Annotated in this window: 25 protein-coding genes; 4 read left to right on the forward strand and 21 right to left on the reverse strand. The window is 59.3% G+C overall.

All coding sequences use genetic code 11. The features are described from left to right. The first annotated feature begins 3 nt into the window (after positions 1 to 3). From JJ869_RS04465 to arfB, 3 genes are all read left to right on the forward strand, one after another. Positions 4 to 828 carry an esterase-like activity of phytase family protein gene (locus JJ869_RS04465; RefSeq protein WP_292264859.1) on the forward strand — a complete coding sequence of 275 codons (825 nt, stop codon included), beginning with the start codon at positions 4 to 6 and terminating at the stop codon, positions 826 to 828. A 94-nt stretch (positions 829 to 922) separates the two neighbouring features. Next, positions 923 to 1,552 carry a queuosine precursor transporter gene (locus tag JJ869_RS04470; protein WP_292264860.1) on the forward strand — a complete coding sequence of 210 codons (630 nt, stop codon included), beginning with the start codon at positions 923 to 925 and terminating at the stop codon, positions 1,550 to 1,552. Positions 1,553 to 1,802: 250 nt separating this feature from the next. Next, positions 1,803 to 2,225, forward strand: a complete 423-nt coding sequence (arfB, locus tag JJ869_RS04475) for an alternative ribosome rescue aminoacyl-tRNA hydrolase ArfB (protein WP_292264861.1) — start codon at positions 1,803 to 1,805, stop codon at positions 2,223 to 2,225. Between the two features lie 58 nt (positions 2,226 to 2,283). On the opposite strand, the gene JJ869_RS04480 is transcribed toward arfB, so the two are convergent. From JJ869_RS04480 to argH, 5 genes are all read right to left on the reverse strand, one after another. Next, positions 2,284 to 4,869: a TIGR02302 family protein gene (locus JJ869_RS04480; protein WP_292264863.1), complete on the reverse strand. Its 2,586-nt coding sequence runs from the start codon at positions 4,867 to 4,869 to the stop codon at positions 2,284 to 2,286. A gap of 36 nt (positions 4,870 to 4,905) precedes the next feature. Then, positions 4,906 to 6,171, reverse strand: coding sequence for a diaminopimelate decarboxylase (lysA, locus tag JJ869_RS04485; RefSeq protein ID WP_292264865.1), 1,266 nt, complete (start codon positions 6,169 to 6,171; stop codon positions 4,906 to 4,908). Between the two features lie 139 nt (positions 6,172 to 6,310). Beyond that, entirely contained in the window at positions 6,311 to 6,628 is a 318-nt protein-coding gene (locus tag JJ869_RS04490; RefSeq protein ID WP_292264866.1) for a DUF2834 domain-containing protein, read from the reverse strand. Next, positions 6,628 to 6,801 (reverse strand): hypothetical protein, encoded by a 174-nt coding sequence (locus JJ869_RS04495; protein ID WP_292264868.1) that lies wholly within the window; start codon positions 6,799 to 6,801, stop codon positions 6,628 to 6,630. Before JJ869_RS04495 ends, JJ869_RS04490 begins: the two co-directional genes overlap by 1 nt. Beyond that, positions 6,798 to 8,189: an argininosuccinate lyase gene (gene argH / locus JJ869_RS04500; protein ID WP_292264869.1), complete on the reverse strand. Its 1,392-nt coding sequence runs from the start codon at positions 8,187 to 8,189 to the stop codon at positions 6,798 to 6,800. The genes JJ869_RS04495 and argH overlap by 4 nt, the downstream gene beginning before the upstream one ends. Positions 8,190 to 8,212: 23 nt before the next feature. On the opposite strand from argH, the gene JJ869_RS04505 reads away from it, so the two are divergent. Continuing rightward, positions 8,213 to 8,779 (forward strand): TlpA disulfide reductase family protein, encoded by a 567-nt coding sequence (locus tag JJ869_RS04505; protein WP_292264871.1) that lies wholly within the window; start codon positions 8,213 to 8,215, stop codon positions 8,777 to 8,779. 463 nt (positions 8,780 to 9,242) lie between these two features. On the opposite strand, the gene JJ869_RS04510 is transcribed toward JJ869_RS04505, so the two are convergent. From JJ869_RS04510 to JJ869_RS04585, 16 genes are all read right to left on the reverse strand, one after another. After that, entirely contained in the window at positions 9,243 to 10,559 is a 1,317-nt protein-coding gene (locus JJ869_RS04510; protein WP_292264873.1) for a UDP-glucose/GDP-mannose dehydrogenase family protein, read from the reverse strand. 133 nt (positions 10,560 to 10,692) lie between these two features. Beyond that, positions 10,693 to 11,142: a cytochrome C gene (locus tag JJ869_RS04515; RefSeq protein ID WP_292264875.1), complete on the reverse strand. Its 450-nt coding sequence runs from the start codon at positions 11,140 to 11,142 to the stop codon at positions 10,693 to 10,695. A 107-nt stretch (positions 11,143 to 11,249) separates the two neighbouring features. Then, positions 11,250 to 12,464, reverse strand: coding sequence for a 5-aminolevulinate synthase (gene hemA / locus JJ869_RS04520; RefSeq protein WP_292264877.1), 1,215 nt, complete (start codon positions 12,462 to 12,464; stop codon positions 11,250 to 11,252). Then, positions 12,454 to 13,272: a putative photosynthetic complex assembly protein PuhE gene (puhE, locus tag JJ869_RS04525; RefSeq protein WP_292264894.1), complete on the reverse strand. Its 819-nt coding sequence runs from the start codon at positions 13,270 to 13,272 to the stop codon at positions 12,454 to 12,456. The genes hemA and puhE overlap by 11 nt, the downstream gene beginning before the upstream one ends. Positions 13,273 to 13,367: 95 nt before the next feature. Further along, a complete protein-coding gene (gene acsF, locus JJ869_RS04530) occupies positions 13,368 to 14,495 on the reverse strand; it encodes a magnesium-protoporphyrin IX monomethyl ester (oxidative) cyclase (protein ID WP_292264879.1) in 1,128 nt (375 codons plus the stop codon). Next, positions 14,492 to 14,788, reverse strand: a complete 297-nt coding sequence (locus JJ869_RS04535; RefSeq protein WP_292264881.1) for a hypothetical protein — start codon at positions 14,786 to 14,788, stop codon at positions 14,492 to 14,494. The genes acsF and JJ869_RS04535 overlap by 4 nt, the downstream gene beginning before the upstream one ends. A gap of 18 nt (positions 14,789 to 14,806) precedes the next feature. Further along, positions 14,807 to 15,274, reverse strand: a complete 468-nt coding sequence (gene puhC, locus JJ869_RS04540; RefSeq protein WP_292264882.1) for a photosynthetic complex assembly protein PuhC — start codon at positions 15,272 to 15,274, stop codon at positions 14,807 to 14,809. Positions 15,275 to 15,286: 12 nt separating this feature from the next. Then, entirely contained in the window at positions 15,287 to 15,925 is a 639-nt protein-coding gene (gene puhB, locus JJ869_RS04545; protein WP_292264884.1) for a photosynthetic complex putative assembly protein PuhB, read from the reverse strand. A gap of 53 nt (positions 15,926 to 15,978) precedes the next feature. Then, complete coding sequence (gene puhA / locus JJ869_RS04550; RefSeq protein ID WP_292264886.1) at positions 15,979 to 16,758, reverse strand: photosynthetic reaction center subunit H; 780 nt, start codon at positions 16,756 to 16,758, stop codon at positions 15,979 to 15,981. Positions 16,759 to 16,784: 26 nt separating this feature from the next. After that, on the reverse strand, positions 16,785 to 18,224 hold the full coding sequence (locus tag JJ869_RS04555) for a PucC family protein (protein ID WP_292264887.1): 1,440 nt from the start codon (positions 18,222 to 18,224) through the stop codon (positions 16,785 to 16,787). Further along, entirely contained in the window at positions 18,221 to 18,892 is a 672-nt protein-coding gene (gene bchM, locus JJ869_RS04560) for a magnesium protoporphyrin IX methyltransferase (RefSeq protein WP_292264888.1), read from the reverse strand. The genes JJ869_RS04555 and bchM overlap by 4 nt, the downstream gene beginning before the upstream one ends. Beyond that, positions 18,892 to 19,710: a ferredoxin:protochlorophyllide reductase (ATP-dependent) iron-sulfur ATP-binding protein gene (gene bchL, locus JJ869_RS04565; protein ID WP_292264896.1), complete on the reverse strand. Its 819-nt coding sequence runs from the start codon at positions 19,708 to 19,710 to the stop codon at positions 18,892 to 18,894. Before bchL ends, bchM begins: the two co-directional genes overlap by 1 nt. A 175-nt stretch (positions 19,711 to 19,885) precedes the next feature. After that, positions 19,886 to 23,455: a magnesium chelatase subunit H gene (locus JJ869_RS04570; protein ID WP_292264890.1), complete on the reverse strand. Its 3,570-nt coding sequence runs from the start codon at positions 23,453 to 23,455 to the stop codon at positions 19,886 to 19,888. Next, positions 23,445 to 25,001: a ferredoxin:protochlorophyllide reductase (ATP-dependent) subunit B gene (gene bchB, locus JJ869_RS04575; protein WP_292264891.1), complete on the reverse strand. Its 1,557-nt coding sequence runs from the start codon at positions 24,999 to 25,001 to the stop codon at positions 23,445 to 23,447. The genes JJ869_RS04570 and bchB overlap by 11 nt, the downstream gene beginning before the upstream one ends. Continuing rightward, a complete protein-coding gene (locus JJ869_RS04580; protein WP_292264892.1) occupies positions 24,998 to 26,284 on the reverse strand; it encodes a ferredoxin:protochlorophyllide reductase (ATP-dependent) subunit N in 1,287 nt (428 codons plus the stop codon). Before JJ869_RS04580 ends, bchB begins: the two co-directional genes overlap by 4 nt. Then, positions 26,281 to 26,409: 2-vinyl bacteriochlorophyllide hydratase (locus tag JJ869_RS04585; RefSeq protein ID WP_292264897.1), on the reverse strand; the 129-nt coding region annotated here is incomplete at its 5' end. The genes JJ869_RS04585 and JJ869_RS04580, both read right to left, overlap by 4 nt.

A 26,409-nucleotide genomic window follows, 5' to 3' on the forward strand; every position in this document is an offset into this window, starting at 1 on the left:
GTTTTGGCCGAGGACATACAGACGGCCCGGTTCCTGTCGTCCTATCATTGGACAAAGGAGCGCGATGGCTTTGGCGGGTATTCCGGTATTTCTCTCACACCAGATGGCGCAGGTTTTGTCATTATCAGTGATCGGGCCCATTTGATCGAAGGCACCATTTTCAGACATGGCGACCGCATCATCGGAGTGCGCAGCGCGGAAATGGCCGCGCTGAACATACCCGACGACCTGTTTCTAGACCCGTCTGTGCAGGACACCGAAGGATTGGCGAAAGACGATCAGGGACGACTCTATATCTCGGTCGAAAGCACCAATCGCGTTCTGTGTCGCGACATCACCGGAGAATGGACGGCGTTGCCGGATTACCCCGGTCTCGGCTCCTTGCCGCATAATCGTGGATTGGAAGCTTTGGCCATCGATGGTGATGGTGCTCTCTTTGCCTTGCCTGAGGTTTCCGAAGGTCTTCAGGTACCCTTCCCGGTATTCCGCTACCAGCAGGGGACGGGTTGGGATCAACCGATGTCAATCTCGCGCAATGACGGCTTTCTTCCCGTCGGGGCCGATGTCGGGCCGGATGGCAAGCTTTACGTCCTAGAACGGGGGTTCAGCGGTTTTGGCTTCTCCTCGCGCGTCCGGCGGTTTGACCTTCTGAACGGCGATAGCTTCGACGGCGAAACGCTGCTGACCACAGAACCACGCCGGCACGACAATCTTGAAGGTCTGTCTGTGTGGGCCGCCACGGACGGAACGCTGCGGCTGACGATGATCTCCGACGATAATTTCTTCTTCCTCCAGAAAACCGAGATCGTCGAATACGCCGTCAGCTAATCGCTTGTCTGTAAGACAGCCACGCTATATGCACCGCGCCATTCCCGCCTTTCGGGAATCAAGTCCCCGCAACCTTGGCAAAACGGGAGTCACAATGACCCGCGCACATATTCCTGGCATTATTGCCATGGCCCTCATCGTGTTGGCCTCCAACATCCTCGTCCAATTCCTGTTCGGGAACTGGCTGACATGGGGTGCCTTCACCTATCCGCTCGCATTTCTTGTCACCGACCTGATGAATCGCCTCTACGGCCCAAGCGCTGCGCGTAAAGTCGTGTTTGCCGGCTTCATCGTCGGCGTGATCTGCTCGTTGATCGGCACCCAGATTCAAGGCGAATTCGGCCCGCTGGTCACGCTCCGGATCGCGCTGGGATCGGGGATCGCCTTCCTGACCGCCCAACTTCTCGATGTCTCGATCTTCGACAAGATGCGCAACGGTGCATGGTGGCGTGCGCCGCTTGCGTCGACCCTGATTGGCGCGTCGGTCGACACCGCGCTCTTTTTCTCGATCGCGTTCTCGGCAACACTCAGCTTCATCGAACCTGCAAACGACGTATCCTGGGCGGGTGAGATGCTCCCGCTGCTCGGCGCAGGCCCGGTGGCGCCGCTTTGGGTGTCGCTCGCTGTGGCCGACTGGATGGTCAAGATCGCGCTCGCGCTGCTTGCACTGATACCATTTCGACTCATCGTTCTGCGATTTCGCGAAAAAGCAGCGCTGACGTAAGAAAACAGTTGCGCGACACGGAAAGCCTGTCACGCTGAAGATGCGTTTTATCAACAGCTGAAAGGAGGTGATCCAGTGTCGAGAGAGGTATTGGAGAGAGGTGTCGGAACAGTTCGAGAGGCGCACATCTAGGGCAGCCCCTGGGTGAAAACCCCTCGAATTGGTGTGGAACCTAACCGAACCCCACCTCCGTAAGTCTCGAAGGGTCGCCCATGTGGCGACCCTTTTTGTATGAGCTAAGTGAACGGCGATGATACAGATTTCAGAGTCCATCAGCATCGAAGACTGGGAACTGACAGAGCAGTTCATCCGCGCGTCTGGCCCCGGTGGCCAGAACGTCAACAAGGTCTCGACTGCGGTTGAACTGCGGTTCGAAGCGGAACGATCCCCCAATCTCCCTGGTCCGGTGAAAACGCGCTTGCGTCGCATTGCCGGGCGGAAATGGACCAAGGACGGTGCAATCGTGCTTCAGGTGGATGATACGAGGTCACAGGCCCGCAACCGTGAAATCGCGCGGGATCGTTTGAAAGAGATGATCGTTGCCGCCCTGACGCCCCCCAAACGCCGCGTGCCCACCAAACCAACACTTGGGTCCAAGAAACGCAGGCTGAAGGAAAAGAAAGTACGTGGCGAAGTCAAATCGCTGCGCGGGAAAGTCGATCCCGAAGTTTGATCAGGAGCGGATGATGCGGCGACGCATCATACGTTTGCGTTGACCCAAACGCGCCGCATCAGAACCGATCCAACAAGCGTTCAAGATATTCCAGCTCTTCCTCTGGGCGTTCGCCTTCGCCGGACCGGCGGCGGATTTCATCAAGCAATTCGCGCGCCCGGCGATAGACATCCTCACCCTGAAGCAGGTTCTCGTTCGACCCGATCTGGCCGTTCGAGCCGACATTCCGACCCAGCGGATCACGTTGCTGACCGGGGTCGGTGCCGTCGGCCATGCCTTGCTGGCCCTGCCCCTGTTGTTGCTGCTGCGCCATCGCCTCACCAAGGTTGCGCATGCCTTCGCGCAACGCTTCCATGGCTTCGGACTGGTTGTCGATCGCACCGGCAAGGTCGTTCTCGCGGAGCGCTTCCTCGGCGCCTTCCATCGCACCCTCGGCGCGGCCCAGCGCTTCTCGTGCGGCATCGCCCGCTTCGGTACCCGCTCCGGGCAGGTTTTGCGACTGGCGATTCAGTTCCTGTCGCAGGGCACGCTGACGGTCTGCAAGGCTCTCTTGGAGGCTTTGCCCCTCGCCGTTTTGGCCCTGACCCTGCCCCTGGCCTTGTCCTTGCTGTTGACCCTGACCCTGCTGACCGGGCTGTTGGCCCGGCTGCTGACCCTGTTGGCCTTGCTGACCGGGGTTGAACTGTTCCTGAAGATCACGGAACGCCTGATCCGATAGCCCCTGCTGTTCACGCAGCGTCTCGGCAAGACCTTCCATTGCCTGCTCGCCCGGAGACTGGCCCTGCTGGCCCTGACCTTGCGTGACCTGCATGTTCTCCATCATCTGGCGCAACTGTTCGAGCGCTTCCTGCGCTTCGGCCATACGGCCCTGCTCCATCAGCTCCTGGATGCGGTCCATCATTGCCTGCAGGTCGTTCTGACTCATCTCCATCATGTTCTGGTTCTGGGTCATTTCCTGATCGGGGTTGTTTTCCCGATCCTGCTGCGCCTGACGTGACAATTGCCGCAGATAATCGTCTGTGGCTTCGCGCAATTCCTGCATGAGTTCGGCGATTTCCTGATCGGATGCCCCGTTTCGCATCGCTTCAGACAGCCGATCCTGTGCGCGCTGCAGCCGCTCCAGAGCGTCTTCCAGATCACCCTCCTCAAGCCGGATCGCCAAATCCCACATCGCTTGCGTAATCTCGGCCTGCTGATCGTCGGTCATGGTGACCTGCGACAAGGCCTCGACCCGACGCATGATCGTCCGAAGCCTCAGGAAATCCGTACTGGACCGGAACACATCGTCAGGACGGTGCGACACGGCCCGCATCAACATCGCGACATCCCCAGCATTGTCCCGGTTCCACAGCAGCGAGCGGCGCAGGTCAATGATCGCCGCGGCCATCGGATCAAAGAACCTGCGGCCCGGCAGGGTGATCACTTCGGGCGCGGCTTCGCCGATCTGATCCGCCTCATCGGTGACGGTCATGCTCAGCGTGACGGGAAGATTGGCCCACGGATGTTGCGAGAAATTGTCGACCAGCGTTTCGGTAAAGTCGGACCTGTCGCCAGCAATCGGCATGGGCAAAGGCAGTTCGATCACGGCGCGCGGTTCGGGATCAATCCTCAAGCCATACCGGCGATCCACGTCATTCAGGGCCAATTCGATGCGCACGACACCTGTGGCGACGGCATAGTCATCCTTGGCGGTAAACGGGATCTGCGCTTCGCCGTCGTAGCTGACATCAATCTCTCCGTCGCGCATGACCTCTGGGGCGCGGTCCGGCGTCGCGACGATTTCCCAAAACCGACCTCCGGGTCCTTCGATCTCGAGCCGGCCGGATTGCGTGACGGTGAATTCCTGTGCTGTGCTGGTCGATGCCTCGACGATCTGTTCGGGTGTTGCGGTGGGCGCTGTCCGGTTCGAGACGGTTTCCGAAACACTCAATACGCCGACTTCGCCATAGAACCGCAAGGTGACGCGGCTGCCTTCCGGCGTCTCAAGCCGCGCGTCTCGGATGTCGTTTAGATAGATCGAGGGAAGACCCGTGTAGCGCGGCGGTTCGAGCCAGCCTTCCCAGGTCGGACCGGAGGCCAGATCAGAGCCGCTCGGCCCCATGGCAGAGACCGTCTGTACCTTGAGCACGGAGCCGAAAACCGCAGCGACCAAGAACGCGAGTACCGCGACATAGCGCAACGCAAAGGGATCGGCCTTCGACACACGTAGATCGAGCTCCGCCGCTTTGGCGTCTTTCAACCGGGCTGCCATGCGCGCCTGATGCGCGTTCCACACGGCCAGCGATGCCGGATCGTTAGCACCAATCGCCTGACTGTCCATTGCAGCCAGAATGGGATTGCCGGGAAGCGTCGAATCCAACCTTGCCAAAGCCGCAGCCTCGGATGGCCACGCGATCTTGCGAAAGCCACGCACCAATGCCCAAACACACGCCAAACCGGATGCTGCCAAAACAGACCACACCGCCTCGACAGGCAAATAGTCCTGTAGACCCAGCATCAGGAATGCCAAAAGCGCAAAAATCACTGACCACAGGGGCCAGAATGCGCGGACGATCACCTCTGCTCCCATGCCCAAACGGGTCAGGAACAGCGGCCATCTCAGGACAGCGTTGATCTCCGAGGGCAGGTCATCCCGTGCGGTCATTCCGATCTCCCGGTTCATTGACCGCGGGTGAATGCCTCACAGCCATGGGGGAATGGTATCTCGGTTTATGATTTCGTCAAAGTCGGGACGCTGACGAATGACAGCGAATTGATCACCCTTTGCCAAAACTTCAGGCACAAGCGGCCGTGTGTTGTATTCACTGGCCATCACGGCGCCATATGCACCAGCCGATCTGAACGCCACGAGGTCCCCTGCCTGCAAAGGCGGCATCATGCGATTCTTGGCAAAGGTATCCCCGGTTTCACAAACGGGACCCACGATATCGTAGGCCTGCTGCTCGACCCCGGCCTCAGGTTCGACGACAGGAACAATGTCGTGATGCGCGTCATACATGGCGGGACGGATCAGATCGTTCATCGCCCCGTCAAGGATCAGGAACTGCCGCCCCTCGCCCTGCTTCACGTAAATGACCCGGCTGACAAGGATTCCTGCATTCCCAGCGATCAGGCGGCCCGGTTCGATCTCGATCTCACATCCCAGATAGCCAACTGTGCGCTTGATCAACGCTCCGTAATCCGATGGCAGCGGCGGCGCTTCGTTTGAGCGCGTGTAGGGAATACCAAGCCCACCGCCAAGATCGAGCCGCCGGATATTGTGACCGTCCGCGCGCAGCTGTTCGGTGAGTTCGGCGACTTTGCGGTAGGCCAGCTCGTAAGGCTCAAGATCGGTCAGTTGCGACCCGATATGCACGTCGATGCCAATCACGTCGATCCCGGGCAAAGCGGCTGCTTCGGCATAAACCGCGCGCGCCTTGGAAATCGGGATGCCGAATTTGTTTTCAGACTTTCCGGTCGAAATCTTGGCGTGTGTCTTGGCGTCGACATCGGGATTCACCCGAATGGTGATCGGCGCAGTCTTGCCCAGACTTGCCGCAATCTCGGAAATCACCAGAAGCTCGGGTTCGCTTTCAACGTTGAATTGCCGAATCCCGCCTTCCAGCGCGGCACGGATTTCTGCGCGCGTCTTGCCCACACCGGAAAACACGATACGGTCGCCCGGAACCCCAGCCGCCTTGGCCCGGGCGTATTCGCCACCGGACACAACGTCCATGCCCGCACCAAGATCGGCCAGCGTCTTCAGAATGGCCTGATTGGATGCGGCCTTCATCGCGTAGCACACCATGTGCTCCATACCGCTCAGGGCGTCATCGAACAGCTGGTAATGGCGTTGCAGCGTGGCCGTCGAATAAAGATAAAACGGCGTTCCCACTGCCGCTGCGATATCCGCAACCGGCACATCCTCGGCGTAAAGCTCGCCGTCACGATACAGAAAATGATCCACACCTGCCTCCAGACCAGACCGCGCTGCAGTAGCGCAGCCCAAGGATTTGCGCCACCCCTTGCTTCTTCTCTTTGAAAATACGCAATGAAGACGCGGCCATGGGCGGTTTCATTGGGTTCGCAGATACCTGTGATCGCCGTCAGGTGATCGGCTTGGACCGCAAAAACAGATAAAGCGGCAATCCGCAGCTGACACCGATGCAATAGGTGGCCGGGATGGCAATCAGCGCGACCCAATTCCGTCGCACGAAAACTTCGGCAATAATCCAGATGGTCAGTGAGACTGCAGCAATCGTGAGGTCCCAAGTCAAACCTGTGGTCGCGTCATTGACGTACCACGCATCGATCATTGCGCCGAGATTCCAGCCGTTTTCCTGAAACCACGACACGAAATAATACATCGGATGGATGGCCCCCCAAATCGCAAGTGCGAGGTAAATCCAGCGCATTGGCGTCATCAGAAGTTCGCTCCCACGGTTACCGGGCCCGACCGAACGGACACGCCCGTGGATGTGCGGAGGCCTTCGCTTCCGACCGAGACTGTCGTGTTGATCGAGGGTGTGATCGGTGGACCATCCGCTCCACAGGCGGCCAACAGGGTCAAACCCAAGATCAATGTGATGGGTCTCATCCAAGCACCTCTTTCCAACGCGCAACCTGCTCTCTCACGCGGGCGGGTGCGGTACCGCCATAGCTGGTGCGGCTGGCGACAGAATTGTGAACACCCAGCACCTCGAACACATCGGCCGTAATCGCCGCGTGCACCGACTGCATGTCCTCAAGGCTCAGATCCGGCAAATCGCATCCCTTTTTCTCCGCCATCGCCACCAAGGATCCCGTGACGTGATGCGCGTCCCGGAAAGGTAGGTCGAGTGTTCGGACAAGCCAGTCAGCAAGATCTGTCGCCGTCGAAAACCCAGCAGAGGCTGCGGCTTCAAGATTGGCGCGGTTGGCAGTCATGTCCTTGACCATGCCTTCCATCGCAGCAAGCGCCAGCATCCAGTTATCGGCGGCGTCAAAGACCTGTTCCTTGTCTTCCTGCATGTCCTTGGAGTAGGCGAGCGGCAGACCCTTCATCACCATCATCAGCGCAACATTCGCACCGAAAATGCGCCCGATCTTGGCGCGGATCAGCTCGGCCGCATCGGGGTTCTTCTTCTGCGGCATGATGGACGAGCCGGTCGAGAACCGGTCGGACAGGGTGACAAAGCGGAACTGTGCGGAGGACCAGATCACCAGCTCTTCGGCAAATCGGCTCAGGTGCATTGCGCTGATGCTGGCGACGCTCAGAAATTCGAGAGCAAAGTCCCGATCGCTCACCGCATCAAGGCTGTTGGCCATCGGGCGATCAAAGCCCAGCGCCTGTGCTGTCATCTCGCGATCAATCGGGAAGGAGGTGCCAGCCAGCGCCGCCGCGCCCAAGGGGGATTCGTTCATTCGTTTACGTGCGTCCTGAACTCGGGAAAGATCGCGCGCAAACATTTCGACATAAGCCATCATGTGATGACCCCATGTGACGGGTTGCGCGGTTTGCAGATGCGTGAACCCCGGCATCACCCAATCCGCGCCCACCTCGGCCTGTACCAGAAGAGCCATGATGAGGGCCGTAAGGCCTGACGAAGCCGCATCCAGCTGATCCCGGACCCAAAGGCGGAAATCGGTCGCCACCTGATCGTTGCGCGATCGACCTGTGTGCAAGCGCCCTGCCGGTTCTCCGATCACCTCTTTCAACCGCGCCTCGACATTCATATGGATGTCTTCCAACGCGGTCGAAAACGCGAACTTTCCTGTTTCAATCTCTGACAATACGGTGAGCAAGCCTTCCCGCATCGCCTCTGCATCGCTAGATGTCACAATGCCTTGCGCGGCGAGCATCGCGGCGTGGGCCCTTGAACCGGCAATGTCCTGAGCGGCCATACGTTTGTCGAACCCGATCGAGGCATTGATCGCCTCCATGATGGCATCGGGTCCGGCGGCGAAACGGCCGCCCCACATTTGGTTCGAGGATTTGTCAGACATGGTCTTACCCCTTCGGAGGGAAAATGAAGAAAATTCTTGCCGTCCTCCTCTATACGGGCCTCGTGACGCTTGCAAACCCGGCGCTGGCCGATCTGGCCAAAGCCGAGGCGATGCGCGAAGGGGATATGAAAAAGCTGACCTTCCACAGCGACACGCAACCTGCAGGGACGGCAGAGTTCACCACCTTCGACGGCGAACCCGCATCACTGGAATCATACCAGGGCAAATGGGTCTTGCTGAACTTCTGGGCCACATGGTGTGCGCCCTGCCGCAAGGAAATGCCCATGTTGTCCGAATTGCAGACCGAATTTGGCGGTGAGGATTTCGACGTTGTCACCATCGCAACCGGTCGCAACCCACCTCCCGCGATGAAGGCGTTTTTCGACGAAATCGGTGTCGACAACCTCCCGCTATACCGCGATCCGAAATCCGCTTTGGCGCGGGAAATGGGTGTTCTCGGGCTGCCGATCACCGTCATTCTGAACCCGGACGGACAAGAAGTCGCCCGGATGCGCGGCGATGCCGATTGGGCGTCGGACAATGCAAAGGACATTCTGCGGATGATCTTGGGGAAAGATACGGCTGGCTGAAATCGACGCACAGTCAGCAGGAGCTTCGGACCGTTTTCGTCACATGATCATGGCACACGGCGCTTCACCTCGTCGAATGGTTGTAGCTGCCACCCGCGCAACCGCGCGTCCCATGACCTGTGTTCGGGTCCAAAGCTCCTCTGCCGTGTAGGTGCATCCACTCCGCGCCATGTTCCCGCGCAACGCGCAGTCCGTGAGCAAAATGAGAGAGTGGACACTATCAGAGACCTGACGCGTGGACACACCTGAGTTCGAGCCCCCGCCCGACAGGTCTGTTCATGGCAGAAATGTGGCGACCCGCAAAGCACTTTGCCTTATTTGCCCCAAAGCGCTCCAAAAACGAGAACAATGATCAGTTTCGCTCAGAGTTTGTCTGATGTACCCGCTTTAATTCCGCCACAATTCCGTCCAGTCTCACCCAGTCGCGAGATCTGATGCGGGAATCATCTCTGGCTCTTGGAAATCAGGAGAAGCCGATCCGTCCCACGGAATCATACGCAACGAATCCCGCCTCCCGCGTAACGGTCGCATTGTAGATATTGCGTAGGTCCGCCATCGCCGGGCGCGCCATATTCTGCGCGATCCGGCCAAGATCGAGGGCGCGGAATTCGTTCCATTCGGTCAACAGAACGATGAGATCGGCATCCTTGGCCGCTGCATATGGATCGTCCAGCCATTGCACACCCGGCAAGAGCGCCTCGCCCTCGTGTTGGCCCTGCGGATCGCAGACGCGGACCTTGGCCCCGCCCCCCACAAGCGCCGGCACGATGGTCAGCGACGGCGCATCGCGCATATCGTCCGTGTTGGGTTTGAACGTCACCCCCAGCACCGCCACTGTCTTGCCGTTGAACGTGCCGTCGCACAGGTCCTGCAGCTTTTCGATCATCCGGCGCTTGATATCTTCGTTCACCGCGATCACCGCTTCGGTGATGTGCATCGGGCTCGCGTGTTCCTGACCAATCCGGGCCAGGGCCTTGGTGTCTTTGGGGAAGCACGATCCGCCATACCCGGGACCTGCGTGCAGGAACTTGTTGCCGATGCGGTTGTCCATGCCCATGCCTTTGGACACCTGTTTCACATCTGCACCGACCTTTTCGCAAAGGGCCGCGATCTCGTTGATGAAGGTGATCTTGGTCGCGAGAAAAGCGTTGGCCGCGTATTTGATCATCTCGGCGGATTCGAGATCGGTCGTGACAATCGGAAAATCCCGCAGGTAAAGCGGTCGATAGATCTCCGACATCACCCCTGCGGCGCGATCCGTCTCGACACCCACCACAACGCGATCCGGTTTCATGAAATCGTCGATGGCCGCGCCTTCGCGCAGGAATTCCGGATTCGATGCCACGTCGAAATCCAGGTCGGGATTGGCGGCGGCAACAACCTCGCGTACTTCGCGGTTCGTGCCCACCGGAACGGTCGACTTGGTGACAATCACCACGTAATCCTTGGCGGCTTTGGCGATCTCTTCGGCCGCAGCCATAACATATGTCAGATCGGCGTGCCCGTCGCCGCGCCGCGTGGGTGTCCCGACCGCAATGAACACCGCGTCAGCCCCGTCGATCGCCGTCTTCAGATCAAGCGTGAACGACAGACGTCCCGCATCGACGTTCTTTGCCATCAGCGCATCGAGACCCGGCTCGTAAATCGGCACTTTGCCATTTTCGAGCATGTCGATCTTGCGCTGGTCCTTGTCGACGCAGACGACTTCATGACCGAAATCGGAAAAACATACCCCAGACACCAGACCAACATACCCGGTCCCGATCATCGCAATCTTCATGGAACTGCCCCTGTTCTTTGTTGGCCGTGTTTTGCGCCAGCCGCACAGATCGGTCAACTCTGCGAGGTCAAGGGCGCAAAAGAAAAGGGCGCGCTGTGGCAGCGCGCCCCGGTCAGAAACAATTGTCGCTCGTTTAAGAGCCGGAACCTGTGCCTTCATGCACAGTATCGGCATCCGGGCTGACGGTTACGAGATAGGCGTAAACGTCTTCCATGCCACTGCGCAGACGGAAGGACATTTTTGACCGCGCGCCGCTGTCGCCAAGAAATTCAGCAAGGTAGCCCTTGGGGTCCTGAACATAAGCAACGAATGTCTCTTCGTTCCAGACCAGACCGGCTTCACCAGCTGCAACGATGCTGTCGCCATAGCGGAAATCTGCCACGGTTCCCGCCTTGCGGCCGATGATGTTGTACAGGTTCGGACCAGTGCGGCCGCCCTTCACGATCTCCGTACCATCATCCGCCACGATCATGTGGCAGGATTTGCACTTGTTGAATTCCTTTTCACCAGCAGCAGCATCCTGTGCAAATGCTGCGCCTGAGCCTGCAAGCACGATGGCTGCAGTTGCGATCATCAACTTCATGGGTGAACTCCTCTCTCGTGTTCGGCGCAAACTAACGCTTTCTTGCATTGTTAACCAATAGCAATCCCGTTTGGTTCCCCAATCAGGTAACTTGCGCTTAGGTTAAGTCAAGCAACCTGATGCGAAATAGCGCACTGTTTCCAAAGAGTTGCCAGCGCCTGAACCAGATGTTCGATATCTGCGTCCGAATGTAGCGGGCCGGGCGTGAAACGCAGGCGCTCGGTCCCTTTGGGAACAGTCGGATAGTTGATCGGCTGCACGTAGATTCCATAATCCTGCATCAGGATGTCTGCGAGCATGCGGCACTTGACCGGATCCTTGATCATCACCGGGATGATGTGACTGGGGTTCTGCAGATGCGGGATACCCATGTCATCCAGCCGCTTGCGGAGCTTGGCAACCTGTATTTTCTGCTGCTTGCGCTCTGTGTCGCTTTTCTTGAGATGCTGAATCGACGTGCGCGCGGCAGCCGCCACTGCCGGTGGCAGCGCGGTTGTGAAAATGAACCCGGACGAGAAGGAACGGATGAAGTCGCACATCGCCTCAGATCCGGTGATATAGCCGCCCATGACGCCAAAGGCCTTGCCAAGCGTTCCTTCGATGAGCGTGATTCGGTCCGCAAGACCCTCGCGTTCGGACACGCCGCCGCCTCGCGGGCCGTACATGCCAACCGCGTGCACTTCGTCGAGATAAGTCATCGCGCCGTGCTTTTCAGCCACTTCGACGATCTCCTCCATCGGGCAGATGTCGCCGTCCATCGAATAGACCGACTCGAAAGCAACGATCTTGGTCGCGTTCGACGGCAGGGCCGCCAGCTTGCGGTCCAGATCTTCGGGATCATTGTGCTTCCAGATCACCTTGTTGCACCGCGCGTGGCGGATGCCTTCGATCATCGACGCGTGGTTCAGTTCGTCGGACAGGATCACGGCGTCGGGCAGGCGCGACCCGAGGGTCGAAAGTGCCGCCCAGTTGGACACATAACCCGAGGTAAAGAGCAGCGCGGATTCTTTGCCATGCAGATCGGCCAGTTCGGTCTCGAGCAGCTTGTGCTGATGGTTTGTGCCCGAAATGTTGCGGGTGCCACCTGCCCCGCAACCGTTCTGACCAACCGCATCCTGCATCGATTTGATCACATCGGGATGCTGACCCATGCCGAGATAGTCGTTCGAGCACCAGACCGTCACTTCATCCGGGCAATCGTCGTCATGCGACTTTGCCCTCGGGAACGCGCCGCATTTGCGCTCCAGCTCAGCAAATATGCGGTAGTTTCCCTCTTTTTTCAGGGTATCAAGCTGGGCGTTGAACAGGCTGTCAAAGTCCATGGGCGTCCTCCGTTCGTATCGTCTTGTCTTGTTGTTGTGGTTTGGGCGCGGGAATCAACCAACGCCAGAGTTTCTCGTCGGGCAGCGGCAGAACCATGAACCAATGCTCGAGCAAGGCGAGCGCGGTCAGGGCAGCCAGAAGGGCAAATCCAATCGTGTCGGCGGTGGACTGTGCGGAATAAATCCGCTCAAGCCAGCAGGCGACGGCAAAGCTCAGCGCACTGACCGAAATCGGGAATAGCCAGTTCATCTTCGCGTGCCTGAAATGGCTGGGAAGATGCGCCAGCGGTCGGGGCAGGAATTCAGTGTTGATCTTGGGAACACCCAGAAACAGGTTCAGTTTGGCCGACACTCGGGCAAAGAACAGAACCGCGAAGGTCCAGAACCCAAAGCTGTTTACAGCGTCCTGAGTGAACAGCCACAACACAATCAGTGTGCCCGCCAGCAGCATCTCGTGATAGGCAATCGTGCCCCAGGCCCGGATGAACCGTTCCCATTCAGGCACGTCGTCACGGCAAATCAGTCGGTTCGGACCGGTGATCGTTCCTGTCAGAAATGCCAGCTCGATCCATCCCCAAAGTGCAAGAGCCGCAAGGAACGCGTGATAGGACGCGGCATGGCTGTCGAGATGCGCCGTCATTCCGATTCCGTAGACCCCGACAAAGAAGATCGGCAACGCGAGCCATGTCAGGACCTGACCGAACCGCAACCCGCGACGGTCGGCGTATTTAACGACCATCAGGATCACCCCGGTGGAAAACCACCAGAGAAAAAGCGCCAGAAGGGCGGCGATCCAAGGGTCAGTCAACACGCGTTTTTGTCCTTCTTCTTTTTTCAAATATGTCGGGGGGTGTGGGGGGCTGGCCCCCCACATGGTCGCCGCCCGAAGGCGGCGAAACCAAATCAGTAGGACGGCACCAGTCGCGTTACGGCAGGTACCTTATGTTTCTTCACCGGAATGAAGTAGAGAGACGCAAAGCATGATGCTGCCTTGACCGACCCTGCCAGTTCCTTGAGCTTGCCACCCAGACCGCCTTGCTTCTTGCCCGCGGCGATCTGCACGTTCGCGCGTTGCAGACGTTCCAATGTTGGTTGCCAACGCGGATGGTCGATATCCAGCGTGATCGGGAAGATCTGCTTGGTCAGCTCGGATGTCTTGGTGAAGACCTCATGCGCATACCAATCCGGGTCCACCCCCAACGCCTTGTGGAAAGCGGGTCGCTGGTGATCGCGGACGTACATCGTGGCATAGACCGCCGTCAGGAAGAACTTGATCCAGTAGACATTCACGCCGCTGGTCAACTTGGGGTCGGTCTTCATCAGAAGCGCGAACGCCTCACCATGGCTGAACTCGTCATTGCACCACTCTTCGAACCACTTGAAGATCGGGTGGAAACGGTGCTCCGGGTTCGCCTCAAGGTGCCGAAAGATCGTGATGTACCGGGCATAGCCGATCTTTTCCGACAGGTAGGTGGCGTAGTAGATGAACTTGGGCCGGAAATAGGTGTATTTCTTCGACTGCGTCAGGAAGCCAAGGTTCACCCGCAGGCCCGCTTCACGCAGCGCGTCATTGATGAATCCGGCATGCCGAGCCTCATCCCGCGCCATCAGCTGGAACAGCTGCGTGATGTCCTTGTTGTTGCCGCGCCGCTTCATTTCCTTGTAGAGGACGCAGCCCGAGAATTCGGCGGTACAGCTTGAGATCAGGAAGTCGATGAACTCCTTCTTCAGCTGCGGCTCCATGTTTTCCCAGTCGACGTGATCCCAGTCTTCGTTCTTCTTGAAGTGGCCCTTGTTCGGGTCTGCTTCCATCTGGGCAATCAATTCGTCCCATTCCGCGCGAATGCCATCGACATTGATCGCGTCCAGCTCATCGAAATCGGTGGTGTAGAAGCGCGGCGTGAGCAGCGTGTTCGCCATCGCGGTTTCGGTTGCGAAATCGTCGTCATACTTTGCCTGCTCTTCTTGGATGGCCAGGCCTTCTTCGACGGACGTCGCATCAGCGGTGTGTTTTCCAGTATAGGCGTTCATAGCGTCACCTCTTCAGAGAAGGAGAATTCGCAAAGCTCCATCACTTCAAAATCCCCGGTCAGGCGAGTCCAAAGCTGTTCGAGCTTTGACGCGCGGACGATGATCGCTTCCCGATCCTCGGAAACAACCTCGCCGAAGGGGGCCATGATCTCGGGCCCCTGAACCCTTACCTCGTCGCCGGGGTAAATCACGGCGCCGTTGTTGAATCGCACATGCGCGTGCAGGCTTTCAAAACAGTGGCTGATTTCCACTGTGCACGGCGCCCGTTCAATCTCTTTTGTCAACAGACCCATTTTCCGATTCCCTTTCGGTTATTTCAGAAGCCTGGCGAAGGCTGCTGAGTTGTCGGCGCCGAACCCCATCAGGTCAGCCCCCCATCCCGTGCTGGGATCAAAGATCTCAAGACGGTTATTCTCACGTGCCCGAACCATCACCGGACCGTTCAGATCGACACGTGCCTTGGTGCGCTCCCGTTGCAGGACGCGCCACATGCCGGAAATAAACCCGCCTTCTTCTGGCGCGTACTCGGCAATCACTGTGCCATCCTCGGCAAAAACTTTTGCGGCACCGCTCATGGCACCTTCGAGGAACAGCGTTTTCTCGATCACGACGGGTGAGTCCGGCGCTGTGTATTGAACCGGGCCATCCAGCCAACGATAGGCGCTGACCATGACGAGGCAGAGCATGACCATGCCGAACATCGCGCGCACGAACAGACGCGGCACGAGTTCGCGTTCGGTGGCGTGGATACGGGCTTTGTCGACGGTTTGCGTTTGCATGTCCGGCGCTCCCTATTCAGCCGCGACAGCCGAAGGTGCGGCACGGCGTGTGCGCTCCACCTCGGGCATCGACACGCGCGCTTGCGCGGCTTCGGCAATCATTGCGGCAATGGTTTCGGCGTCGGGGATGCACCGAAGCGCAGGCTGTGTCGGCGAAATACGCCACGGGCGGACATGCGGCCAGCACACAAGATAGCTGATCCGTGTATCCCCCAGAAGATCGAACGCGATGGTACCTGTACCTGACTTGCGCAGGTCCAGATTGGCTGCACCGATCTGTTTGAAAGGCAGGTTCAAGGTGACCGTCAGCGCCGCGCCAATCCGCATGGCGACCCGGCGATTGGTCACCGTGTAGACGGTGTAATGCGCCTGCGTCCACGCAATCCCAATCAGCAGCACACACACGATTGCGCCAAGGATCAGGAACGGCACCGATGCCCAGATCGCCTGCCCCAAAGGCATGAGATCGACCACAGCCACGAACCGCCACGACGCAAGGAAGACAAAGTATCCCGCGACCCACAGAACGTTCAGCGACTCCTTGGAAAGCGCCCACCAATCCGGTTTGCCTTGCCAGAGGATCACCTCCCCCTCGGGAGGTGTCTCTGGAAGACCTTTGACCGGTTCAACCTGGAAATCGTCGTGCGACATGATGGGTTCCCTTTCCGAAAGCCGTGGCTGCGGCTGTTGGTCCTTAGTCTTGATCAGATCTGCGGCTCTTGGCGTTCCTTGCTGGCGTAGAGCGTGCCACCGCCGTAGTAGGCACTGACTTTTTCTTCCTCGAGCTTGGTGATCTGTGTCGGTGATGCGAGCTGCGGCACACCGGCGAAATGTTCGCCAAAGATCGACCGGATCTTCACACGGTTGCCCCAGATGCGGGTAAAGGTGATCGGCACAAGGCGCGACCCACCGCCGTATTCGGCGTCGAGTTCCATCTCGAGGTAACGCACCATCTGTTCCGGTTCATCGACCCACATGTCGGTGATCTTGCCGACGATGGCCCCGTCACCGGCCACAACCGGAAGACCGCGCGGATCGCGACCAGCGGACACGCGGAAATGTTCGCTGCCCGACATCGGGATGATCTTCGGATGACCATGGCCATCCAGTTCCGGCTCGTCCCGACGCGGCGCCCAGCTGCCCGGACCAACACCATCCGCCAGAGGATTGCCCACCGGATCGAAGGGGAAACCGCCGCTGTCGAACTGGCGGGTCAGTTTTGCGTCGATATCCGTACGCTCGGGTGTCTGGCCCGATGGAACCGTGTACTCGCCCCGGCCATGCGGCAGAAGGAATGTTTTGTCCGCAGGGTTCGGGAACACGCTGCCCGCATCAGCCTGGCTGCCGTCTTCGTCCAGAAGCGGATAGCCTTCCCGCTGGTTTTCGCGCTGAATCCAGATCACGAGTCCAACAAAGAAAATGAAAAACAACCAGAGCGAAATGCTCGCGAGGTCGAGGTTTCCAAGGATATAGTCTTCGGTCATCTTCAGTTCTCCTTGATGGGCCTTGGTCAGGTTGGGAAATCGGCAAGGCCCAGCCCTGTCGGTTTCTGGTTGAGGGGGAGGATGCTTCTGTTCTGGCTGACAAGCCGGCCCAAAACGATGAGCGTCGCAAACAGAAGTCCGATTTCGATGTGGTAAACGACGGAGTATCCGGTCGTCGGAGTGGCCAGCGCTTCGCCCAGACTTCCGGACATCGCGACCATGTTGATGCCATCACGGGTGGCACCGCCGATCAGGGTGGACAAACCCGCTGCCGTCGCCTGCGCGGCGCCCCAAGCGCCAAGGGCAAGGCCGCGTCCGGCAAGCCCGTCAACGGGCAGCATCATGGCGGCGGTCAGGGTCGAGATGGCAAAGTAGCCGCCACCGAACCCGATCAGACCTGCACCAAGGAAAAACAAAACAGTCGAATTCATCGGCGCGGCAAAGATCACCGTGCAGAAGGCCGCAACACCAGCCAGCAATCCGACCGAAGCCATGCGGAACGTGTTGCCGCCATTGGACAGAACACGCGCCGCGAGGGCGAACCCGATCAACGCGCCCAGCGCCCAGGTCGCCGTCAGCAGAGTGGTGGACGACACGCTCAAGCCAAGGATTTCGCCGCCATAGGGCTCAAGCAGCACATCCTGCATGTTGAACGCCATCGTGCCCAGAAAAACGACCGCAAGTAGGCGTCCTGCGGTGCCACCCGCCGTCAGATCGGCCCAAGCATCCTTGAAAGACGGCTGCGGGGCTTCGCGGTCTTCCTTGGTCATCGGACGCACGCGCTCTTGCTTCCAAAGCGCAATCACATTGAGCACCAAGGTCATGACCGCACAGCCCTGAACCACGCTGATCAGCAGCACACCCGAGAAGTCCCGCAGCAGCCAGCCGATCACGATGGCAGAAACGCCCATACCGATCAGATACATGACATAGAGCAGCGACACGACGCGCGGACGCGTCTCATCCGTCGCGCGGTCTGCGGCGAGGGCCAAACCAGCCGTCTGTGTCATGTGCATGCCAAGGCCGGTCATGATGAAGGCCAGCGCCGCGAGCACTTCGCCCGCGAATGGCACGTCGTGAGTGACATCTCCGCCAAGAACCAGAAGGCACGCGGGCATGACCGCCAGACCGCCGAACTGCCACAGCGTGCCGAACCAGAGGTAGGGAATGCGCTTCCAGCCAATGGCCGAGCGGTAATTGTCCGACTTGAAACCGAGGAGCGCCCGGAAGGGCGCGATAAGCACCGGCAGCGCGACCATGATCGCAACCAGCGTCGCAGGAACCGAAAGCTCTACGATCATGACACGGTTCAGCGTGCCCAGCAGCATGACACCTGCCATGCCAACCGACACCTGGAACAAAGCAAGCCGCAACAGTTGACCCAAAGGCAGATCGTCGGATGCCGCGTCCGAAAACGGCAGCATCCTCATGCCCAAGGATTTCACCTGAGAGCGGCTTACGATCATGGGCGGAACTCCAAAGCCTGACTGATGTAAAAGCCGGAGTTGACACGTCCCAGATCGGTCAATTGCCCAATGTCAGAGACTGTTTTCGACAGGCGCTGTGGCCCATGCGGGATCATCGTCGGAGACCGGTCGGACTTTGGGAAAACCTTGCCAGCATACCACATGGTCATCAAGAGCGGGGTGCGCGGCGCGACGGTGAATGCGACCGATCCGCGTGTTCGTTCGCCAAGCTTGGCCAGGGCCGCGCGGATGTCTGCTCCCGTGTAATAGATCAGGCTGTCCATTGCGATTACGTGGTCGAAAGTGCCGTGATCCGCCGACAGCATGTCGCCGCTGGCAAATGTCACGCGCGACTGCAAATGTTCGGGCAACCGATCCTTTGCGATCTTGACCAGCGACGGAGAGATATCCACCGCCATCACATCGGCCCCGCGCATGGCAAGCTCTTGCGTCATCTGACCGGCACCGCAGCCCGCATCCAGTACGCGGAGGCCGTTCACGTCGGATGGCAGCGCCGACAACAGCTTGTCACGCATCTGGTCCCGGCCTTTACGGACCGTTTCGCGAATACGGCTGACCGGCGCGTCAGACGTCAGACGCTCCCAAACCTTGGTCGCCGTACGGTCGAAATAGTGTTCGACCCGATCGCGTGTGGCGTCGTAGCTCATCAATCGAATCCCAGAAGCTCAAAGATTTCGCGGTCTTCCAACGGCTTCGGGGCCATCGCCTCGGTTCCGTTGAACAGGGTTTCCGCCAGACGGATGTATTCCTTGCGGGCCATGACGATGTCTTCCTCGTCCGGCATCTCGAAAAGGGTCTTCTTCTTGAGGCGCGACCGGCGGATGGCATCGTAATCGGGCATGTGCGCGATGCGCTTGAACCCGACTTCGTTACAGTAGCGATCCACCTCGTCAGTGTCCTTGGACCGGTTGGCAACGCAGCCCGCCAGACGCACTTTGTAGTTTGCCGACTTGGCCTGAACCGCTGCAATGATCCGGTTCATCGCATAAATGCTGTCGAAATCATTGGCCGTCACGATCACCGCGCGATCCGCGTGTTGCAACGGGGCGGCAAAACCTCCGCAGACCACGTCACCCAACACGTCGAACAGCACCACGTCAGTGTCTTCCAGCAAGTGATGCTGCTTGAGCAGTTTGACGGTCTGACCAACAACATAGCCACCACAACCAGTACCAGCAGGCGGACCACCCGCTTCGATGCATTTTACCCCGTTAAAACCGTCTGCGACGAAATCCTCGGGGCGAAGTTCCTCGGCATGGAAATCGACCTCTTTGAGGATATCGATCACGGTGGGCTGAAGTTTGCCGGTCAGGGTAAACGTGCTGTCATGCTTCGGGTCGCATCCGATCTGAAGAACCCGCTTGCCCAGTTTGGAAAACGCGGCCGACAGGTTCGAGGACGTGGTCGATTTGCCAATGCCGCCCTTTCCGTACACGGCGAACACTTTGGCCCCTTCGATCTTCATCGAATTGTCCTGATGCACCTGCACCGATCCTTCGCCGTCTTGTCCCTTGAGGACGGGCGGCGCGGACAAGCCGCGCGCTTCCAGACCTGCGGCTTCGCGCAGGGCGGCTCGGGCAGCGGGCGGGCTTTTTGCGTCAAGTGGGCTCATTTGGGCCTCCGGTTATACGTGTTGGCGCTCATTCTGCGGCGATCCCCTCAAGGCGATCTTCCAGAGCGTCGGCAGCGTCTTGCAACGCGGCCAGAGTTTCGGCGTCGGGGTGCCAGTAATTGCGGTCGTGGGCTTCGAGCAGGCGGTTCGCCATGCGGCTCGATGCGGTCGGATTGAGATCGGCCAGGCGCGCGCGCATCTCGGCATCGAGAACAAACGTTTCGCTGAGCCGCTGATAGACCCAAGGCTCGACCTTGCCGGTGGTGGCGGACCAGCCCATCGTGTTGGTCACTTGCGCTTCGATCTGGCGCACGCCTTCGGCACCGTGCTTGAGCATGCCTTCGAACCACTTGGGGTTCAGGCTCCGCGCGCGGGTTTCCAGAGCGACCTGATCTTGCAGTGTGCGGATCTTGCCGTTGCCGCGCGTGGTGTCAGAGATGTAGATGGCCGCTTCCTGCCCGCCGCGCGCGCGTTTCACCGCACGGGAGATGCCGCCCAGCGTGTCGAAGTAGTGATCGACGGTTGTGACACCCAGTTCCACGGATTCGAGGTTCTGGTAGGCCACATCGACGGTTTTCAGGGTCTCTTGCAGGAGCGCCGCGTTCGAGACGGCCTTGCCATTCACACCATACGCAAACGACTTACGTGCCTCATAAGCGTCTGCCAGTTCGTCCTCGTCGCCGAACGCGCTGCTGTCGACCAGCGCGTTCACGTTGGATCCGTAGGCACCTTCAGCGTTCGAGAAAACCCGAAGCGCCGCCGTTTCGAGATCGACACCGTTTTCCTGCGCATAAACCCACGCATGTGCGCGGATGTAGTTCAGCTCTAAGGGCTCGTCTGCTTCGGCCGCTTTCTTCGCGGCCTCAGCCAGCATGCGCGTCTGCAAAGGCAGAAGATCGCGGAAAATACCCGAGAGCGTCATCACAACGTCGATCCGCGGGCGACCCAGCTCTTCCAGCGGGATCAGGTCAGCACCCGAAAGGCGGCCGAAGCTGTCAAAGCGCGGTTTGGCACCGATCAGAGCCAAGGCCTGCGCCAAGGGTGCGCCGTCGGATTTGATGTTGTCCGACCCCCAAAGCACCAGCGCAACTGTGCGTGGCAGCGACTTGTGTGTCGCCAGCAGAAGCTCTGCCTGCTTTGCACCATCGCGGCAGGCGAACTCGGTCGGCATGCGGAAGGGATCAAAGGCGTGAATGTTCCGGCCTGTGGGCAGAACATCGGCAGACCGGATCAGATCGCCACCTGGAACCGGCGGCGTGTACCGACCCGCCATGGCGCGCAGAAGACCGGCAAGCTCGGTTTCTTCCTGCAGCAGCGCATCAACGCGGGCTTTGGTTTCTTCGTCTGCGGTTTCGATCAGCTTGAGGTATTCGGCCCGCGCAGCATCGCTGAACGTCTTTCCGACAATATGCAGACCATCGGGGATCAGCGCATCTTCGGTCTCGAGCAGCTTTAGCCACAGCGCATCTGGGGCGCCGCCCTCCATATCAACCGCTGCGGCCTGTTCCGCGATCAATGTCTCCAACTCGGCCCGTTCATGGTCTGCCGGATCAAGCGAGCGCCAGCGTGTCAGGCTGTCCTTCAGCTCTTGCAGTCCTTTGTAGAGACCGGATTGCGCCAGAGGAGGCGTCAAATGCGTGACGGTCACAGCGCCAGACCGACGCTTGGCCAAGGACGCTTCAGACGGGTTGTTGGATGCATAGAGATAGACATTGGGCATCTCGCCGATCAGCCGATCCGGCCAATCACGTGCGCCCAGCCCGGCTTGTTTGCCCGGCATGAATTCCAGTGCGCCATGCATTCCGAAATGCAGCACCACATCGGCGCAGAACGTGTTGCGCATCCAAAGGTAGAAGGTGACGAAGGCATGGGTCGGTGCGAAACCACGTTCAAACAACAGGCGCATCGGATCGCCTTCGTAGCCGAAGGTTGGCTGCACACCGACAAAGACCTTGCCGAACTGCGCGCCCAGAACGAACACGCCGCGTCCGTCTGACTGGATCTTGCCGGGGGCCGGACCCCAGACCGCTTCGATGGCCTTGAGCGGGGGCGTGTTGCGCACAATGTCATCGGCGCTCACATGAGCGGCGACATTTGCCTCCTGGCCGTATTGCTTCGCATTACCCTCAAGAACAGCGGCACGCAGCGCGGAAACGGTTTCAGGCGGATCGAGGTCGTAGCCATCGGCCTTCATCGCATGCAGCGTGTTGAACAGGGATTCGAAGACGTTCAGGTAAGCCGCAGTCCCAACCGCGCCGGCATTGGGCGGAAAACCAAAAAGCACGATGCCAACATTCTTGTCAGCGTTCTGCTTGCGCCGCAGCGTGGCCTGCCGAAGGGTTTTCTCGGCCAGGCTGTCGATCCGCTCGCGGCAGGGGGCCATGGCCTTGCTTGCCGTATCACTCGGGCACCGGTAATGGCATCCGTTGCATCCTTCGGGTCCGTGACGACCACCAAACACGGTCGGGCAGGTCGCGCCATCAAGCTCGGGCAGAGCGATGAGCATGGTTGTCTCAATCGGCCCCAGACCCTGCTCACCATTCGCCCACTGGCCCAAAGTCTGGAATTCAAGCGGGTGCGCCGCGATGTAGGGTATGTCGAGATCCTTGAGAACCGCGACCGCAGCATTGCTGTCATTGTAGGCCGGGCCACCAACAAGACTGAACCCGGTCAGCGACACCATCGCGTCGATTGTGGTGCGATTATCTGAACGGAAGAATTCAGCAATCGCCGGACGACCGTCCAGGCCACCGGCAAATGCCGGAACCACGGCCATGCCTTTGGCCTCAAACGCACGGATGACCGCATCGTAGTGCGCCGTGTCATTCGCCAGCACGTAAGACCGCATCATCAGCAGACCGACGGTTGCCTTCACCTCGGCTGGGCGCGGCAGATCGGACAGCTCGGTTGTGATCCGATGAGGCAGATCGGGGTGATACAGAGCCACATCCGGGTATTCGATAGGCGCTTCAGCCGCTGCGCCCAACCACTCGCTCCGACCCTTGGCATATTTGCCCAAGAGGTAGCGCACCATCGCTTCGATGTTGTCGTCGGACCCGCCAAGCCAATATTGCATGACAAGGAACCACGACCGCAGATCCTGTGCCTTGCCGGGGATCAGCTTGAGCATCTTGGGCAGGCGGCGCAGCTGTTGCATCCGCTTTTCACCCTTCTCGACCTCTGACTCCGTCGATTTGGGTTTGAGGGACTTGAGGATCTTCATCAGACCGGATGCGGGTTTGCTCATGTCGAGCTTGCCCAGCTTGGTCAGCTTGATGATCTCGGCATCGGCAATGACGCCAACCATGCCGTCAACCTTATCCCGAACGGCGTGCAGGTCATCAAGGATTGGCTTGATGTGTTCTTCGAGGAACAGAAGGTTCGCGACGACCATATCAGCGCTGGCAATCGCTGCCTTGGTTTCAGTCAAGGCTTCGGGCGTTTCCGCCCATTCGGCCGCCGCGTGGACCGAAACGTTGAGACCGGGAAAGTCCCGCGCCAAGTTGACCGATGCCCGCGCCACCGGACCAGCCGAGTGGCTGTCCAGCGTGATGATGGCGATGTTATACGCCCGGGCTTCGGAGAAACTATCGCGCATAATGGGCCTTCGCCTCGTATAGCGTGTCGACGCTGATTTCCTGAACACCGCGTTCAGATGCGAAGGTCTCGGTGTTGCGCTTGGCTTTGCCCCGCACGAAGAACGGGATTTTCTTCAGTTCCTTTTCCGCGGCCGGAAGCCAGACGATCTCGAACGTGCCCCTGTTCACCGGCGCGGATTGGGCAGTATCAGTCTCTGTTTCTACATGTTCACTGATCTCAACCTCGCGCGGCTTGGCCTTGTGACCGTGATGGCTGGCACCTGCGTCATCGTGAAATTCGAAATCCTCGCGGAACATGGTCAGAAGGTGCTCTTCCAGACCCATGACCAGCGGATGCACCCACGTATCGAAGATCACGTTTGCGCCTTCGATCCCCATCTGCGGGCTGTAGCGCGCCGGGAAATCCTGAACGTGGACCGGGGCGGAAATGACAGCACAGGGAATGCCCAGACGCTTGCCGATATGCCGCTCCATCTGGGTGCCGAGGATCAACTCGGGCGCAAGTTCTTCGATCCGGCGTTCGACTTCGAGGTAGTCGTCGGTGATCAGCGCTTCGAGACCAAACTCTTTTGCGACGCCACGCAGCATCCGGGCCTGTTCGCGGTTGTAGCAGCCCATGCCCACCACCTCGAACCCCATCTCGTCGCGGGCGATGCGGGCGCAGGCGGCGACATGTGTTCCGTCGCCAAAGAGGAACACGCGCTTGCCAGTCAGATAGGTGCTGTCAACGCTGGCCGAATACCACGGCATCCGCAGACGGCTTTCGTCGAGAATGACATTGCGTCCGGTGATCGACGCGATTTCCGAAACGAAAGCGCGCGTGGCACCAACGCCAATCGGCACGACCTTGGTGTAAGGAAGATCCAGCTCCCGCTCCATCCAGCGTGCGGCTGTCTCAGCAGTTTCGGGATACATCAGAACGTTGAAATGCGCGGCACCCAGATTGGCGATATCCGAAGGACGTGCATCAAATGGCGCAACGACATTCACGCCAATGCCCATGTCTGACAGCAACGCCGTCACTTCCGTAATATCGTCACGATGGCGGAAGCCCAACGCGGTCGGACCAATCAGGTTCGCGGTAATCCGCGCTGTCTTTTGGACCGGCTTGGCCAAGTGGCGCACGATCTGAAAGAAGGTCTCATCCGCGCCAAAGTTTTCCTTGCGCTGATAGCTGGGCAGTTCCAGCGGAATTGCGGGAATCGGAAGGCCAAGAGTTTCAGCAAGACCGCCGGGATCGTCCTGGATCAGTTCGGCGGTACAGGATGCGCCGACGATCATCGCTTCGGGCTTGAACCGCTCATAAGCGGCCATCGCGGCGTCCTTGAAGAGGTATGCCGTATCCGCACCCAGATCGCGCGCTTGGAACGTCGTGTATGTGACAGGCGGGCGATGGTTACGCCGTTCGATCATGGTGAACAGAAGATCCGCATAGGTGTCGCCTTGCGGGGCGTGCAGAACGTAATGCATGCCCTTCATGGCGGTAGCGACGCGCATCGCGCCCACATGCGGCGGCCCCTCGTATGTCCAGACAGTCAGCTTCATTCCGCTGCCTCCATCTTCAGAAGGGTGCGGCGGCGCACAGGTCGCGAGAAAAGACCGGCAAGGTCACCCGCCTGTTCGTAGAAATGCACTGGCGTGAACACCAGTTCGATGGCCCACTTGGTGGTGAGACCCTCTGCTTCGAGCGGATTGGCAAGGCCGAGGCCGCAAACGGTCAGATCAGGCTGTGCAGCACGGCAGCGATCAAGCTGTTTGTCGACGTCCTGGCCTTCGGCGATGACCGGACCTTCGGACAACAGTTCGATGTCCGGTGTCATGACAGAACGGTGGATAAAGGGCGCACCCACTTCCACAGCTTCCATTCCGCATTCGCGGGTCAGGAACCGGGCCAGCGGGATTTCCAGCTGACTGTCGGGGAAAAAGAACACTGACTTGCCTCTGAGCGCTTCAGACGCCTGCGCGACGGCCTTGGTTGCCCGTGCGCGCGGTGCGTCGGTGACTTCGGCAAACTTGGCATCCGACACGCCAAACTGATCTGCAATCGCCCGCAGCCATTGGGTTGTCCCCTCTTCGCCAAAGGGGAAGGGCGCGGCAATGTGATTGGCGCCGCGGCGCTGCAAGGCTTCGTGGGTTTCAGTCAGGAAAGGCTGCGTCAGCGCGTAAAGCGTGTTGGGACCGATGCCATATTCATCATTCACCCGCGAGGCGGGTAGAATACGGATCGGGCCGACCCCCATCGCTTCGAGAAGGCCAACCGCCTGCTCTTCGACAACATCGGGAAGAGCACCGACCAGAAGCAGTTCGCGCGCATCTGTCTGCGGCAGAACCGGAACCATCGCGGCAAGACAAGCGTCTTCGCCTTGGGTAAACGTCGTTTCAATGCCGGACCCGGAATAGCTCAGCACGCGGACATTGGGCGCGAATTGTGCACTCATGCGTTCTGCCGCTTTGGCAAGATCAAGCTTGATCACTTCGGACGGGCAGGACCCAACGAGGAACAACTGCTTGATGTCCGGGCGACGCTCCAGCAACTCACTGACCACACGGTCAAGTTCCTGCTGTGCGTCAGCCATGCCAGCAAGATCGGTCTCTTCAAGGATCGCCGTGGCAAAGCGGGGTTCGGCAAAAATCATGACGCCCGCCGCAGATTGCAGCAGATGGGCACAGGTGCGGCTGCCTACGACAAGGAAGAACGCGTCCTGCATCTTGCGGTGCAGCCAGATGATCCCCGTCAGACCGCAAAAGACCTCGTGCTGGCCGCGTTCCTTAAGAACAGGCGTACTGGAGCAACCACGTGAAGGCGGAGGAGTGAACCGTTCGGTCATGCCGTGGCCTCATCTGCAATGGGTGAAGCGCTGGCTTGAAGACGGGCGACACGCAGCTTCCACAGGAATTGCCCGGCGTTGATGACGTATGCAGTATAAGCCGCAAGGGCGAGCCACATCTCTTC

Source organism: Marivita sp. (assembly GCF_017643905.1).
Lineage (GTDB): Bacteria > Pseudomonadota > Alphaproteobacteria > Rhodobacterales > Rhodobacteraceae > Marivita.